Source organism: Winogradskyella psychrotolerans RS-3, assembly GCF_000427335.1.
GTDB classification, from domain to species: Bacteria; Bacteroidota; Bacteroidia; order Flavobacteriales; family Flavobacteriaceae; genus Winogradskyella; species Winogradskyella psychrotolerans.
On record NZ_ATMR01000060.1, the window covers coordinates 39934 to 54924 of the forward strand.

At 32.2% G+C, this 14991-nt stretch carries 15 protein-coding genes and 2 pseudogenes; 10 read left to right on the plus strand and 7 right to left on the minus strand.

Annotated features, from left to right (window positions below; translation table 11 throughout):
• The first annotated feature begins 80 nt into the window (after positions 1-80).
• The 6 genes and pseudogenes from ADIWIN_RS04615 to ADIWIN_RS04640 all read left to right on the plus strand — a co-directional run bounded on the left by ADIWIN_RS04615 (position 81) and on the right by ADIWIN_RS04640 (position 6373).
• Complete coding sequence (locus ADIWIN_RS04615; protein ID WP_020895618.1) at positions 81-1673, plus strand: SulP family inorganic anion transporter; 1593 nt, start codon at positions 81-83, stop codon at positions 1671-1673.
• 5 nt (positions 1674-1678) lie between these two features.
• Complete coding sequence (locus ADIWIN_RS04620; RefSeq protein ID WP_020895619.1) at positions 1679-2479, plus strand: universal stress protein; 801 nt, start codon at positions 1679-1681, stop codon at positions 2477-2479.
• Between the two features lie 29 nt (positions 2480-2508).
• A pseudogene (locus ADIWIN_RS04625) lies at positions 2509-3144 on the plus strand (carbonic anhydrase family protein); the annotation flags it as partial.
• Between the two features lie 17 nt (positions 3145-3161).
• Positions 3162-3824 carry a DUF2490 domain-containing protein gene (locus ADIWIN_RS04630; RefSeq protein WP_438874654.1) on the plus strand — a complete coding sequence of 221 codons (663 nt, stop codon included), beginning with the start codon at positions 3162-3164 and terminating at the stop codon, positions 3822-3824.
• Between the two features lie 46 nt (positions 3825-3870).
• Positions 3871-5736: a SulP family inorganic anion transporter gene (locus tag ADIWIN_RS04635; RefSeq protein ID WP_020895622.1), complete on the plus strand. Its 1866-nt coding sequence runs from the start codon at positions 3871-3873 to the stop codon at positions 5734-5736.
• A gap of 11 nt (positions 5737-5747) precedes the next feature.
• Positions 5748-6373 (plus strand): annotated as a pseudogene (locus ADIWIN_RS04640) (carbonic anhydrase).
• A gap of 31 nt (positions 6374-6404) precedes the next feature.
• On the opposite strand, the gene ADIWIN_RS04645 reads toward ADIWIN_RS04640, so the two are convergent.
• Positions 6405-6935 carry a CvpA family protein gene (locus ADIWIN_RS04645; RefSeq protein WP_020895625.1) on the minus strand — a complete coding sequence of 177 codons (531 nt, stop codon included), beginning with the start codon at positions 6933-6935 and terminating at the stop codon, positions 6405-6407.
• A 247-nt stretch (positions 6936-7182) separates the two neighbouring features.
• Between ADIWIN_RS04645 and ADIWIN_RS04650 the strand changes: the two genes are divergently transcribed.
• The 3 genes from ADIWIN_RS04650 to ADIWIN_RS04660 all read left to right on the plus strand — a co-directional run bounded on the left by ADIWIN_RS04650 (position 7183) and on the right by ADIWIN_RS04660 (position 9028).
• Entirely contained in the window at positions 7183-7539 is a 357-nt protein-coding gene (locus ADIWIN_RS04650; RefSeq protein ID WP_020895626.1) for a hypothetical protein, read from the plus strand.
• Positions 7540-7609: 70 nt separating this feature from the next.
• Positions 7610-8629 (plus strand): phenylalanine--tRNA ligase subunit alpha, encoded by a 1020-nt coding sequence (gene pheS, locus ADIWIN_RS04655; RefSeq protein ID WP_020895627.1) that lies wholly within the window; start codon positions 7610-7612, stop codon positions 8627-8629.
• 3 nt (positions 8630-8632) lie between these two features.
• Entirely contained in the window at positions 8633-9028 is a 396-nt protein-coding gene (locus ADIWIN_RS04660; RefSeq protein WP_020895628.1) for a hypothetical protein, read from the plus strand.
• 55 nt (positions 9029-9083) lie between these two features.
• Here the strand turns inward: ADIWIN_RS04660 and ADIWIN_RS04665 are convergent, their stop codons facing one another.
• Entirely contained in the window at positions 9084-10085 is a 1002-nt protein-coding gene (locus tag ADIWIN_RS04665) for an NAD(P)H-dependent glycerol-3-phosphate dehydrogenase (RefSeq protein ID WP_020895629.1), read from the minus strand.
• Positions 10086-10296: 211 nt separating this feature from the next.
• Here ADIWIN_RS04665 and ADIWIN_RS04670 point away from each other — a divergent pair, with 211 nt between their 5' ends.
• Complete coding sequence (locus ADIWIN_RS04670; protein WP_020895630.1) at positions 10297-11262, plus strand: hypothetical protein; 966 nt, start codon at positions 10297-10299, stop codon at positions 11260-11262.
• A 131-nt stretch (positions 11263-11393) separates the two neighbouring features.
• On the opposite strand, the gene ADIWIN_RS04675 is transcribed toward ADIWIN_RS04670, so the two are convergent.
• From ADIWIN_RS04675 to ADIWIN_RS21775, 5 genes are all read right to left on the minus strand, one after another.
• On the minus strand, positions 11394-11999 hold the full coding sequence (locus tag ADIWIN_RS04675; RefSeq protein WP_020895631.1) for a hypothetical protein: 606 nt from the start codon (positions 11997-11999) through the stop codon (positions 11394-11396).
• A 7-nt stretch (positions 12000-12006) separates the two neighbouring features.
• On the minus strand, positions 12007-13308 hold the full coding sequence (locus ADIWIN_RS04680) for a TlpA family protein disulfide reductase (RefSeq protein WP_020895632.1): 1302 nt from the start codon (positions 13306-13308) through the stop codon (positions 12007-12009).
• 35 nt (positions 13309-13343) lie between these two features.
• Positions 13344-14057, minus strand: coding sequence for a class I SAM-dependent methyltransferase (locus ADIWIN_RS04685; protein WP_020895633.1), 714 nt, complete (start codon positions 14055-14057; stop codon positions 13344-13346).
• 157 nt (positions 14058-14214) lie between these two features.
• Positions 14215-14757 carry a DMT family transporter gene (locus ADIWIN_RS21770; RefSeq protein ID WP_020895634.1) on the minus strand — a complete coding sequence of 181 codons (543 nt, stop codon included), beginning with the start codon at positions 14755-14757 and terminating at the stop codon, positions 14215-14217.
• Positions 14757-14987 carry a DMT family transporter gene (locus tag ADIWIN_RS21775; RefSeq protein ID WP_316929630.1) on the minus strand — a complete coding sequence of 77 codons (231 nt, stop codon included), beginning with the start codon at positions 14985-14987 and terminating at the stop codon, positions 14757-14759. Before ADIWIN_RS21775 ends, ADIWIN_RS21770 begins: the two co-directional genes overlap by 1 nt.
• Between the last annotated feature and the right edge of the window lie 4 nt (positions 14988-14991).

The following is a 14991-nucleotide window of genomic DNA, read 5'->3' on the forward strand; positions in this document are numbered from 1 at the left end:
TCGCTTGACATTTTTTGTCCCCAAAAAAAGTATTAAAATAACTATTGAAATCTATTCAATAGACAAAATCATTATATAAAATGTTTAAAACATTAAAAAACGACTTGCCTGCAAGTGTCGTTGTATTTTTCGTTGCACTACCCTTATGTTTAGGTATTGCATTAGCTAGTGGAGCACCACTTTTCTCAGGAGTAATTGCTGGTGTAATTGGTGGAATTGTAGTAGGATCCTTAAGTGGTTCTAAATTAGGAGTTAGTGGGCCTGCAGCTGGTTTAGCAGCCATCGTATTAACAGCCATCGGGACTTTAGGTGGTTATGAAAACTTTTTAGTAGCCGTTGTATTAGGTGGAATTATTCAATTACTATTTGGAGTATTAAAGGCCGGAATTATTGGCTATTATTTTCCGTCTTCTGTAATTAAAGGTATGCTTACAGGTATCGGAATCATCATTATTTTAAAACAAATCCCTAACTTTTTTGGCTATGATGAAGAATCTGCTTGGGATTTAGAATTTTTTGAAATTGATGGTGGTAATACGTTTTCAGAGTTAATTACTATGTTTAGTAATATACACCCTGGAGCTGCCTTAGTAGGAATTATAAGTTTATTACTATTAATACTTTGGGATAAAGTATTGACTAAGAAATCTAAAGTATTTGAAATTATTCAAGGGCCTTTCGTTGTCGTAGTTTTAGGGATAATATTCTTTACATTAACACAAAATCACGACGTACTTTCTATAGGAGGAAAACATATGGTAAGTGTTCCAATTCCTGATGATTTAGATTCTTTTATTGGTCAATTTAGCTTTCCTAATTTTGCTGTAATTACAAATTATGAAGTTTGGATTGTAGCTTTTACCATTGCATTAGTGGCAAGTTTAGAAACCTTATTAAGCGTTGAAGCATCAGATAAACTTGATCCAGATAAAAACGTAACACCTACTAATAGAGAATTATTAGCACAAGGAACAGGTAATATTCTTTCAGGATTAATAGGAGGTCTTCCTGTAACTCAGGTAATTGTTCGAAGTTCTGCCAATATACAATCTGGTGGAAAAAGTAAAATGTCAACTATTATTCATGGATTCTTATTATTGATTTCTGTAATATTAATACCAACGTTACTTAATAAGATTCCTTTATCAGTGTTAGCTGCAATTTTACTGATTGTGGGTTATAAATTGGCAAAACCATCATTATTCAAAAAGATGTATAATTTAGGATGGAAACAATCAGTTCCATTTTTCGCGACTGTAGTAGGAATCGTTTTTACAGATTTATTAGTCGGTATTGGTCTAGGATTAGCTGTCGGTATCGTTGTTATACTATTAAAAAGCTACCAAAACTCGCACTTCCTACATATTGAAGATAATAGTAACGGAAAACATAAAATTAAGATGGCACTTGCTGAAGAAGTAACCTTCTTTAATAAAGGTGCAATTCTAAAAGAACTAGATAGTTTACCAAGAGATACTTATTTAGAATTTGATGTTACAAAGACGAGATATCTAGATTATGATATTATTGAGATTCTTGAGGATTTTGCCTTTAAAGCAAAAGAGAGAAATATAGATATCAAATTAATTTCAAAACGTGGAGTTGTAGAAAATCCACCGAGTTTTATTGAGTTCTTTCAATTAAGACCTAAGTCTAATATAAGTTTAAGCTAGAAATTATGAAAAATAGTAAATATAAAATACTGGTACTTTCTGATTTAAACAAAACGACAAGTACCACCATAAAAAGTAGTGTGAGTTTAGCACAAATGATTGATGCAGACATTGAATTATTTCATGTTAAAAAACACATTGATATTGTAAATAGAGATAACCAACTCTCTGCAATTAGAACTTTAAATGATGAACAGATTACGACAAAAAAGAAAATTGAAGCATTAATTAATCCTATTTCAAAAGCGTATAATGTAACCATCAGTTATAGTTATGCTTTTGGAAAAATTAAAGAAGAAATCCGTAATCAGATCGCACTTTCTAAGCCCGATATTATTGTTTTAGGACAGCGAGATTCTAATCCGCTTCAGCTCATTGGAGATAGTATTACACGTTTTATCTTGAAAAATTTTAAAGGTGTTATTATGATTTCATCTAATGAAAATGCATTAATACCAAATGAAAAAATGTCTTTAGGAGTTTTTAATGATTCTAATAAAATCTTTAATACTGAATTTTCAAAAGATTTAATACTGCATGCAAAAGCACCGTTAAAATCTTTCAAAATTATAAATAGCCAAAAAGAAACAGTAAAAATAGCAGGCGAAAAAGATGAGAAAATTATAGCGTATGTATTTGAGCAAAATGCAGATGCTATGGATACGCTTTCTTCCTATTTGTTGAAAAACAATATTAATTTATTGTGTGTGGATAGAGATGAAGATAAATCGAAAAATACAGGTGAAGCCTCATTAAGAGAAGTGGTGAGTAAGTTGAATGTTTCATTATTAGTTTCGGAAGCATAAATAAATAACAATTAAAATTAAACGAAAAAAACATTATGAAAGCACATACAAAAGAATCACAAGCAACAATGACACCTCAAAAGTCATTAGAATATTTAAAAGAAGGTAATTTAAGATTTCAAAATAATTTAAAAGCTAATCGTAACCTTTTAGAGCAAGTAAATGACACAAGTGACGGGCAATTTCCATTTGCAACGATTTTGAGCTGTATTGATTCTAGAGTTTCAGCGGAGTTGGTTTTTGACCAAGGATTAGGAGATATTTTTAGCGTTCGTATAGCTGGTAACATTGTTAATGAAGACATTTTGGGTAGTATGGAATTTGCATGTAAGTTAGCAGGGACAGAACTTATTGTCGTTTTAGGACATACAAGTTGCGGTGCTGTAAAAGGAGCTTGTGATCATGCTGAAATGGGTAATTTAACCAAGTTAGTTCAAAAAATAACACCAGCAGTAAATGCAGTTACAGAGCCTAAGGACGAAAGTTTAAGAACGTCTAAAAACTTAGATTTTGTAGATGATGTATCACATGTGAATGTACAATTAATGATTGATAGAATTCATGCCGAAAGCCCAATTCTTACTGAAATGGAGAAAAACGGTGAGATTAAAATTATTGGAGCTATGTATGATGTAAATACAGGTGAAGTAAAGTTTGATGAATAAAAACTAAAAGTATAAAAATGATAAAAAGAATAAATATGGTAGCTCTAACGCTTTTGTTGGTGCTACCATTTTTTACGTTTGCCCAAGATAGTAATTTTGGGAATTGGCTTATTTATATTGGAAATAAGAAGCTAAATACAAAATGGAATATCCATAATGAAGTACAATACAGAAGCTACAATATTATTGATGATTTAGAACAATTACTGATAAGAACTGGTGTTGGATATAATTTAACAGAAAATAATAACAATATTTTGCTCGGTTATGGTTATATTCTATCTCAAAATTATAGTGATGAATCAGATGATAAAATTTCGATAAATGAGCATCGTATTTTTCAACAATTTACAACCAAACAAACTGTTGGTAGTTTAGGTTTAAGTCATCGCTATCGTTTTGAAGAACGGTTTATTGAAGACGATTTTAAAATGCGTTTTCGTTATTTTTTAGGAATTAATGTGCCGTTAACGAAAAAAGAAAGCAATAGCTATTATCTTTCCGTATATAATGAGATTTTTTTAAATACGGAATCATCAGTTTTTGATAGAAATAGGGTGTATGGAGGCTTAGGTTACAAGGTTAACAAGTCGCTAAGAATAGAAGCTGGTTATATGAATCAATTTTTTGAAACTAATAATAGAGATCAATTTAATATTATTACGTATCTTAATTTCTAAAAAAATCACGATTTGTATCCATAGAATTTAATAGAATATAGAATTTATGAAAAAGTTTTTTTCTCATCTTAAAGGTGATGCTTTTGGAGGTATTACAGCAGGTATTGTTGCATTACCATTGGCATTAGCGTTTGGAGTGTCATCTGGTCTTGGTCCTAGTGCAGGACTTTATGGTGCTATCTTTTTAGCTTTTTTTGCAGCACTTTTTGGCGGTACCAATACCCAAATTTCTGGGCCAACAGCACCTATGACAGCTGTAAGTATGGTTCTTATTGCGGGATTATTAGCTATCCATGAAGGAGATGTTAGTAAATCGCTTCCTATAATTCTAGCCGTATTTATCCTAGCAGGATTAATGCAAGTTGGTTTGGGCATTTTTGGCTTCGGAAAATACATAAAGTATATTCCATATCCTGTGGTTTCAGGGTTTATGACAGCCATTGGACTCATTATAATTATTACACAAATTTTGCCAGCAGTTGGTTATTATGCAGGAGAAGACACCGCATTAATTGAAAAACATATGCCTCATGCAGAAGAAATGCTTTTAAATGATATCTTAAAAGAAGAAGCAGGTGAAGGCATATTAGTCCTTGAAAATTTTAAAGAAACTGTAGATCGAGCAAGTAGAATTACACCCGAAGAAATGGAAAGTGAGGCTTCTATATTAGCTGGGAATTCTGCTTCTGGTGCATTAGGGGCGTTAAAAGCAATACCTAGAGCATTACAAAATATAAATTGGTTAGAATTGCTACTAGCGCTTGGAACCATAATTATTATATACGGATTTAAACGTATAACTACTGCGATACCAAGTACTCTAGTGGCTTTAGTAATTGTTTCAGGAATTGCTTTTGGCTTTGGTTTAGACTACCGACCAATCGAACAAATACCGAGTGGCTTTCCGGTACCAAATATGGCCATTTTTACAGAATTTGATTTTGGGAATTTAATGCCATATTTTTTTACCGCCTTTACCTTAGCGTTATTAGGATCTATTGATTCCTTATTAACGAGTGTTGTTGCAGATAATGTTACTAAAACAAAACATAAGCCAAACAAAGAGCTTATCGGCCAGGGTATTGGAAATACTATTGGTGCTTTATTTGGTGGTTTACCAGGAGCAGGAGCAACTATTAGAACGGTTGTAAATATTAACGCAGGTGGTAAAACTAGATTATCAGGAATGATTGCTGGTGTCTTTTTATTATTGATTCTTTTAGCTTTAGGAGATATTGCGTCACAAATTCCAGCAGCTGTTTTAGCAGGTATTTTAATTACCGTTGGTTTTGGAGTTATGGATTATAAAGGCTTAAAAGCGATTCCTGCGCTACCAAAAGATATTAAAATTGGACCGATTAAATTGAGCTCTGAAGTTTTAATTATGATTGTAGTTTTACTATTGTCTACGTTTTGGAACTTGGTTTATGCTGTAGGTATCGGATTAATAATAGCGTCACTTATGTTTATGAAAAAAATAGGTGATTTAACAGCATTGCGATCCGATGTTAAATCTTTAAAGAAAGAAAAGGCTTGGGCAGATGAAGCTGATTTTCCTGAAAAACTAAAAGAAGAAGTTTTTATTAAACATTTAAAAGGACCATTGTTTTTTGGATCTACTAGTGAATTTCAGGCGTTAGCAGATCAGATTCCTATTACAGCTAAAACAGTAGTAATTCGTTTAGGACGTATGCAATATATGGATCAATCCGGACTCTACGCCATGGAAGATGTGCTTCAAGATTTATCAAAAAGAAATATTTTGGTATTGTTTGTAGGGCTACTAAAGCAACCAAGATATATGATGGAGCGTATTGATATAATTCCAAATTTAATTCTTAAAGAGCATATATTTAAGGACTTTGATAGTTGTTTAAACTGGATAAAAAGTAATGTAAAGGACGAATTCTAATTGATATAAATATGGACTTAAATAATGTATTTAAAAATAACGAAAAGTGGATTAAAGACAGGTTAGACAATGATGCTGAATATTTCGAGAAATTAGGCCAAGGACAAAATCCAGAGTTATTATTTATAGGCTGTTCCGATAGTCGTGTTACCGCTGAAGAGTTAATGGGTTTAGGTCCAGGTGATGTCTTTGTGCATAGAAATATAGCGAATATGGTTGTTGGCACAGATGCAAATGGCATGTCTGTGGTTAATTATGCGGTTACACATTTAAAGGTGAATCACGTTGTAGTTTGTGGACATTATGCTTGTGGCGGAGTAAAAGCAGCAATGCAATCGGCCGATTTGGGTGTTTTAAACGGTTGGTTAAGAAACATTAGAGATGTTTATAGAATGCATCATAATGAGCTTAATTCTATTAAGGACGAAGAAAAAAATACGATCGTTTAGTTGAACTCAATGTGCAAGAACAGTGTGTTAATCTAATTAAAACAGCAGCCGTACAAAAAGCTTATAGAGATAGAGGTTTAAAAGTACACGGTTGGGTGTTTGATGTACACACAGGAAAACTAATAGATTTAAAAATAGATTTTGAAGGGTATCTCAAAGATATTATGGAAATCTATCACTTAGATTAGTGAAAAAACACCATTCGGAAGAATGGTTTTTTTATGCTTTTTCTTTAGTGTTTTCTTCCTCAGCATCTTCTTCTTCTGATTCGCTTTTAATTATTGATGGAAAAATCATAGGGGCTAATGATTTTACAGGTTTGTAAAGCATACTTTTTTCTAAATCTTCTTTTTCCATAAAGGGCAATGTATTATTCATTTTATGAAAAACACTCAAAAGCACACTAAGAATTAATCCAATTTTAAGCGCTCCAAAGACAGCACCTGCGAGTTTATTGATGATTCCTAAAGCGGCGAAATCGGCTAGTTTGGTTAATGCTTTTCCTGCTAAGCTAATGACTAAAACAATCACCACAAAAGTGATGGCAAAAGCAACGATATTGATGGTTTTTTCACTCCAATCAACCTTAGGTTCTAAAAATCCTGCAGCAAAATCACTAAAATGAATTGCACCATAAACACCCAAAACTAAGGCCAATAGAGAGGCGACTTCTACAAAAAGACCTTTAAATAAGCCACGTACAAATCCGAATAATAATAGGGCGGCTAAAATAATATCAATAATACTCATACAACTAGCGGTTTAAACAAAAGTACATGAATTTTTTAAGTTCAAATTTTAGTGAATCAATTTATTTAAACTTAGGGCTAATAAGGTAAACTATACTTTTTTTCTGATTTATAAATAATAACGCATTTCAACCTACTTTAGTTTATTAACTTTGAAGTCTTATAAGAAGTTAAGCTTGAAGGAGACTTCTTCATCTTAAAACTTTTAATTATTAATTAAAGAGATTCCTGTTTTACGGGAAATGGACATGGCAAGAGACGAACAATTAAAAGAACGATGGGAGTTGGTGGTAGAGAAACTCTCAAACCAATTTGCTGATGGAGATCGATTAGATCTCGATTCTATAATATACCTTATTGGTGTGCAAGAGCTTGGTCAAATTCATCGTGAATATAAAAAAGATCATAAACTCGATTTAATGCATATAGCAATTTGCAAGGTTTTAACACCTTATGGATTTTATGAATTTGATTATGTAGATGAAGAAGGTTGGCCACATTACAAAGTATTAGCGCAATTACCACATCTAAAAGCTGGTGAGCAAAGTGTGTTAATGAAAGAGGCTATTGTAAACTATTTTTTGGAAACAGAATATATCAATTAGCTAAGACGTCATACAGCTACCATAACTCGCAAAAAAAACTTAAATTTGCACTCGTTTTTGAATAGAAATCATGATAGACAAGATAAAAGAACTCATAGCAGAAGCAGAAGCTTTTAAAGCACAGTCAAAAGAAGAGGTTGAAGCCTTTAGAATTAAATATTTAGGTTCCAAAGGGTATTTAAAAGCATTTTATGGCGAATTGAAAAATGTAGCGAACGATCAGAAACGTGAATTCGGACAAATAATTAACGAGCTTAAAGTTACAGCTGAAGCTAAAGTAAATGAATTAAAAGAAGCTTTAGAAAGTAAAGAAGAAGATAAAGGGATTTTTGGTGATTTATCGCGACCTGGTGAGCCAATTGCTATTGGTGCACGTCATCCTATTTCTATAGTTAAAAATGAGATTATCGATATCTTTTCACGGATTGGTTTTAACGTTAGTGAAGGGCCAGAAATTGAAGATGATTGGCATAATTTTACAGCATTGAACTTACCAGAATACCATCCGGCGAGAGATATGCAGGATACGTTTTTTATTCAAACCGATCCAGATATTTTGTTGCGTACGCATACAAGTTCTGTACAAGTACGCTATATGGAAAATAACCAACCACCAATTCGTACTATTTCTCCGGGTCGTGTGTATAGAAATGAAGCGATTTCTGCACGTTCACATTGTTTCTTTCACCAAGTGGAAGGGTTATATATTGATAAAGATGTGAGTTTTGCAGATTTAAAACAAACACTTCAATACTTTACTACTGAGATGTTTGGGAAGTCTAAAATTAGATTACGTCCTTCATACTTTCCGTTTACTGAGCCAAGTGCAGAGGTAGATGTATATTGGGGATTAGAAACCGAAACAGATTATAAAATTACTAAAGGTACAGGTTGGTTAGAAATTATGGGCTGCGGAATGGTAGATCCTAATGTTTTAGAAAATTGTGGTATTGATTCTAAAGTATATTCTGGATTTGCTTTCGGAATGGGAATCGATCGTATTGCCATGCTATTAAACCAAATTAGCGATATTAGATTGTTGAGTGAGAATGATGTGCGGTTTTTAGAACAGTTTAAATCAGCCTTATAAACCTTGAAAAAAGACATAAAAATTCCAGAAGTAAAAGATGTTCATGTTGCGGTAGTGCAAGAAGAACATTTAGAATACAAAACTCAAGACTGGAATGCCTATATCATTAATAATAGCGATAAAGACTTAGATACTGTTCTTATTGTTACTAGAGGTTATAACGACACCAAAGTAACGCCTATAATGCGCCATACTATTGCAAAACTACCAGCAAGAAGTTATGCTAAGATTGAATATCTACAAGAAAAGGTTTTAGAGCTAAATAACGAGTTTAAAATCACGTTTTTTGAAGGCAATCAAATGTTTGATAAAACATATATATTCAGAAAAAACACAATCAACGAAAAAGCTTTACAAGCTATTCCGTTGATGCAGTTGCGTGGTGTTTTGGTAAAGTAGGTATTAGCCATTGACCTTTAGCTAATAAGCAAACGGCTAATAGCCAAAAGCACAACTAATCCAACTTATCAGTCAATTTCTGAAACACTTTTTTAGCGTCTTTCCCTTCGTATAAAATATCATAAACGGCATTTATAATAGGTAGCTGTGTTTTCTTTTTGTTCTTTTTATTTAATTCAAATGCACTTTTTGTGGCGTAGTAACCTTCTGCAACCATATTCATTTCCATTTGTGCAGATTTTACAGTGTACCCTTTACCAATCATATTTCCGAACATGCGGTTTCTAGAAAATACAGAATAACCCGTTACTAATAAATCACCTAAGTATGCCGAGTTATTAATATTGCGTTTCATCTTGTGCATCTTTTTGATGAAACGTTTCATTTCGCGAATAGAGTTACTCATCAATACACTCTGAAAATTGTCGCCATAACCCAAACCATGAGCCATTCCGGCAGCAATAGCATAAATATTTTTCAGCATTACAGCGTATTCTATACCAATAACATCATCGCTCGTTTTTGTCTTAATGTAATCGCTCGATAAATTATCTGCAATGGCTTGTGCTTTCTTAGCATCGTCACATGCAATTGTTAAATAAGATAAACGCTCTAGTGCCACTTCTTCTGCGTGGCAAGGACCCGCGATAACAGCAATGTTTTCAAAGGGAATATTATATTCATCATGAAATTGCTCACCAACTAATTTGCCTGTTTCTGGCATAATACCTTTTACAGCAGATACTATGGTTTTCTTGCTAATGTCTGTGGTAAGTTTCTCTAATTCACCATGGATAAAAGCAGAAGGAATTACAAAAATTAGCACATCTGCCCAATCTGCTATTTCGTTAATATCATTACTCAGTTTTAGTTGTTCGGTTTTAAACTCCACCGAACTCAAATAACTTGGGTTATGTTGTTCTTTTAAGATGTGTTCTTTAGCATAAACGCTTCGCATATACCAACCAACTTCGTCTAAGTTTTCGCAAAGCATTTTTACAATGGCTGTAGCCCAGCTTCCTGCACCAAAAACAGCATATTTTGTAGTATTACTCATAGTGTTTTAATCAAATTTGTAAATCAAAGTTACGGAAAATTTATAGAATCCTTCGAGCTAAAACCATGTTAACGCTTCGGTATTTATAGACTTTATACATATGAAAATAATCAGGATAAATAGACTTTTTGTATTGTTTCAGATAACTTCTAAATATTTTTTGGCACGTCTTTTGAAAAGCTATAATCAACCACCTTTAAAACGCTAGATTATGAAAACGACAAAACTACTATTAGGATTTGCATTTATTGCAACAGTATTTACCTCGTGTTATGTTGAAGAAACAAATTATATAGAAGAACCATCAATTTCATTAAATCAGTTATTAAATTCTTACGATTTATGGTATGTAGACGTTAATGCCACACAAGGTTATGGGGAAACACCATTTTTACAAATTGCTTTTACCGTATCGTTTAATAATGGTCGTATGTATGCTAATAATAATTTAGTTGGCTTTGGAAGTCAGGGTAGCGGCTATGGTGTACAAATTGGAAATTATGATGCTTATGATATGATTTTAGATGTAGACCATGTCATTGATGGCTTTGATAGCTTCGATGTGTACCAAGTAGATAATAATACGATTGAATTATACAATCCTTATAATGACACATCTTATTTTTTAGAGGGTTACCAAAAATCTAATTTCGATTATGATTTTATCTTTTACGATAACATTCATTATTTCTTACAAGAATATGAAGCTTGGGAAAAAACATATACCAGTAATTATGGAGCGCTAAATGATTTTGATAACGAGAACTATTTGCAGTTTTTATCTGGTGGAAACGATGCTACATTTAGAAGTTCGCAAGATCAAAACGTCTATAATACAAATAATATCTTTTGGGATTTTGTAGGTGATTATGGAGTAGGAGATGTCTCTGGGAATAGCTACTTAAAAACATTAACATTAGATTATGATTTCTTCAACAATGAATACTTCGAATTGAGCGTTATTAATGATAGTACGGTAGAGTTGTACCATGCAAGCTCTGGGACGGTTTATGAATTTAGAGGAAGTGGCTATATACAATATTACAGAAGCACAGATGCAGAAGGGAAGTCAACTGCAGAAGTTGATAGGTTTAAAAAACGTAAGCAAAAAACAAAGAAAATAGAAAATATTAGAACAAATACACGAAACACCGTAGAGTCAATTTCAATTATATGATGGAATTCAAATGGTGTTCTATGTGGACTTAAAAAAAACAATACGAACATACATATGAAACTAAATTTGGTTGGTTATTTAGTTTCAAAACGCTCAGTTAAAACACTTGTTTTTACTGGGCGTTTTTCTTTTTAATACGTTGAGTTATCATCCGAATTGTTTTTCCATTTTATCAGTCGAGATAACACGCTGTCATCAGTCCCATATCTTCTAAAAGAACCGGTTCGGTCATCGACGAATGCATTTAGTATTCTATCGCTAATTTTATCAATAAATAAGAAGTTTAATGCGTCTTTAACAATAGTAAATGGTGTTAATAGAAAACCTTTTCCAGACCACCATCCGGTAAAAAATGTAATTGCGATAGCGTTTAATTTTGCTGTTTTTCCACAGCTTGCACAAAGTATTTGTTCATCCCTAGACGAACTAGTTCCAATTAAAAATGACTTTACCGTATGGGTTTCAAAACCTAATAATTTGGTTTTTTCGAAACATTTTGGACAGTGTTGATATTGAATTTTTTGAATAAGATTTTTACGTTCTAGGCCCTCAAATGATTTGGTTTTCGCATCAACCCAACTAATAAGACTTAGGTTTAACTGTCGTCTCGTAATTTCGTCCTTTAAAACGGTGAGGACTTCTTTTCTTAATCCTTTAGATTCATTTCTTGCTATGTTTTCAATTTTCGTATCAGGAAAACGTTTGTAGTTAGCTCTTATGTCTTCAATACTAAACATAAAGCGTTTATAATTCCTTCAATAAAGCCTCTAATTCCTCAAAACCATAGGGTTTCGCTGTAATAAATTTAGAGCCATCCAATATAAAATACATTGGTGTAGCAGAAATGCCATAGGTTTTTACAATTGGGTTGTCCCATTTTTCTAATCCAATTTGATGAATAAAATCGGGGTAGTTTTTAATTTCTTTATTCCAATTTTTGTTATCCTCTTCTAATCCAAAAGCAACGACTTTTAGATTGGGTTTGTTTGCAACCATTTCTCTCACCTGTGGTAATTCGCTTAAACAATGACTACAGCCACTACTCCAAAAAATAAGCAAATATTTTTTTGCACCTTCTAATTGGTGTAAGCTTGTTTTTTTGCCATCTAAGGTAATTTCAAAATTGGGCGCTTTAGATCCTATTGAGGTGTTCTTAAAAGAAATGACCATATCTTCTAAAACTTTATTGTTTGTATTTTTTGCTAATTCTAGCAAATAATTATCTGTTATATAATTTGCAATAGTATTATTTTTTAAGGCTACAAAACGGTGCCAAAGCATTTCTAGCATACTTGTTTTAATACTTAAATCGTCATTAGTAATCGCAGCTGCAACATCATCAATATGTTGTTTATAAGTGGCTTCACTTGGGTCTGCAACCATATTAAAAACATAAGCAGTAACGCGATCTATTAAGTAAGAAGAACTCTGTAATAGATAATCGCTAAAATCTACTTCACTTAAATAATACTGCTTAAGATTTTGTGAATAAGTACTAATGTCTTCATATTGTGTAGGAATATAAGGTCTGTTGGCTTTAATAAACTTAAAAACCAATTTGTCCTGAGCTAACTCTTCATAAGCCGTTTGTGTATCCTTTAAAGTTTTGAAAATAGCATTAAAACCTTTTTTATCATTATTCTCTTTAGAGTAATAATTGCTAATGGTTTGGTTGACCATTTCTATACTTTTTAAGTATGAATTCCAAAGTTTGTTTTCTTCAGAAACTTTAAATTCAACACCTTTTTCATGACTAAAATTAAAGGCAACAGTCTCTTTGCCATCATAGATGAAATCGAAATTATTTTCTTCTGGTGGAATAGCATATACAATTTTGTAAATACCTGGCGTTAAAGTCGAATCTAATTGAATCTCAAAATTACCGTCGCTATCTAATTCTCCTCTGTTAACATAATTCGCACTTTCTGGTGTGGCGTGGTATAAAAAAGCATAACTAAAATCTTCGGCTGGTGAAAAAGAGCCCTTTACACTTTGAGCTTGTAATAGTAAGGGTAAAACCAAAAGTAGGATTAATAATTTTTTCATGGTATTGTATATTTTATAAAACTGTTCGCTAATTGTTATTTTATTTTTCGGCCTTTTATTCCGGTTGCGCAACCGTAAAAATAATTGATATATTCGACTTCAAAATTATCTCTTTTAAAAATTTGAAAAGCATTTTTGGAATCGCCGAATGCTTCTGTATAAATACCTAACATTTTATAAGTTTCTGGACTTCCTAAAAAGAGCTTTCCTAATAGCGGAACGATATTATTTAAGTAAAACATATAAAAAGGCTTTAAAATATTATTTTTTGGAACAGATACATCAATTAAGGAAAACGTTCCAGTTGGTTTTAATAGTCTATCAATTTCATTTGCTAAAGCGTTTATTTGTTCTGCATTAAAGGTCTTTAATCCAAATCCAGAAATAATATAATCCGCAGATTCATCTTCTATTGAATTATGAAACACATCCTCCTTTAAAACTGTAATTTTAGAATGTGGAAATTTCAATTTGTTTTTCTCTGCTTGTTTAATCATTTCAGATGAAAAATCTACAGCGATGAGTTGTGAATTTATAGTGTTCTTATTAAGCACATGCTTCCAGCATTCTCCCATGCCTGTCATTAAATCTACTACCACTTTTCCGTCTTCAATATGTAGTGCTTTTACACATTGTTTTCTCCAACGTTCACTAAATCCGAACGATGTAAGATAATTCATATAAGCATACGAACTAGACATTTTATCAAATAGCTTTTCAACGAATTTTGGTTCGTAAATTTCTTTCATGCTTAAGACTTATTTACAACTAATGCTCACCATTGAAGACCTTCAATAATTAAGCCATTATAATTCTATTTTACCTTTTTAGATCTTATACTTTCAATAATTACTGTTACCAATATTAAACTACCGCCAATAAATGTATTAGACGATGGTAATTCATTCAAAAAAAGAAGGCAATTATAATTCCAAATATAGGTTGTGTGCTACCAATAATACTCGCTGTACTTGCTTTAAAGTATTTTAAACTATTAACAAACATGGTATGTCCAATAACCGTAGTTACTATAGCCAATAGCAAAACATAAGGATATTGTGTAGTAATATTAGAGGTATCCATAAAATATAAAACAGGAGCTAATACAACCGTTAATACTACAACTTGATAAAACATAAGCATGGTACCATTATACGTGGCTATATGTCCTTTTAGCATAAGAATTCTTAAGGCATAACAGATCGCTGAAAGTACACCAAATAGAATGCCTTGTAACTGACTGCTTTCTAAATCGAAATCTGGAGCTAAAATATAGATACCAAGAAGTACCATAAGGCCTAAAACGATATGAATAGGGTCTAATTTTACTTTTGAAAATAAAGGTTCTAAAAGAGCTATAATCACTGGGAAGGTAAATAGTGAAATCATTCCAATAGCTACGTTAGATCGCTTTAAGGCATAGAAGTAGAAAAGCCAATGGCCACCCATTAATAAAGCAGCAATAAAAAAGTAAAACGATCCTTTTTATTGTTGACCTTTAAGTTAATGCCTCTAAAAACACAGAAAAAGAAGAGTATAATTAAGGCTAAAATAGAACGCCACCATATAATTACAGGCGTTGGCATATCTATAAATTTACCTAAAGGACCAGAAGTGCTAAGACATACTGTGGCAACAATGAGCAATAAAAGGTGATTTGAATGACTTTTTTCATTCATTATA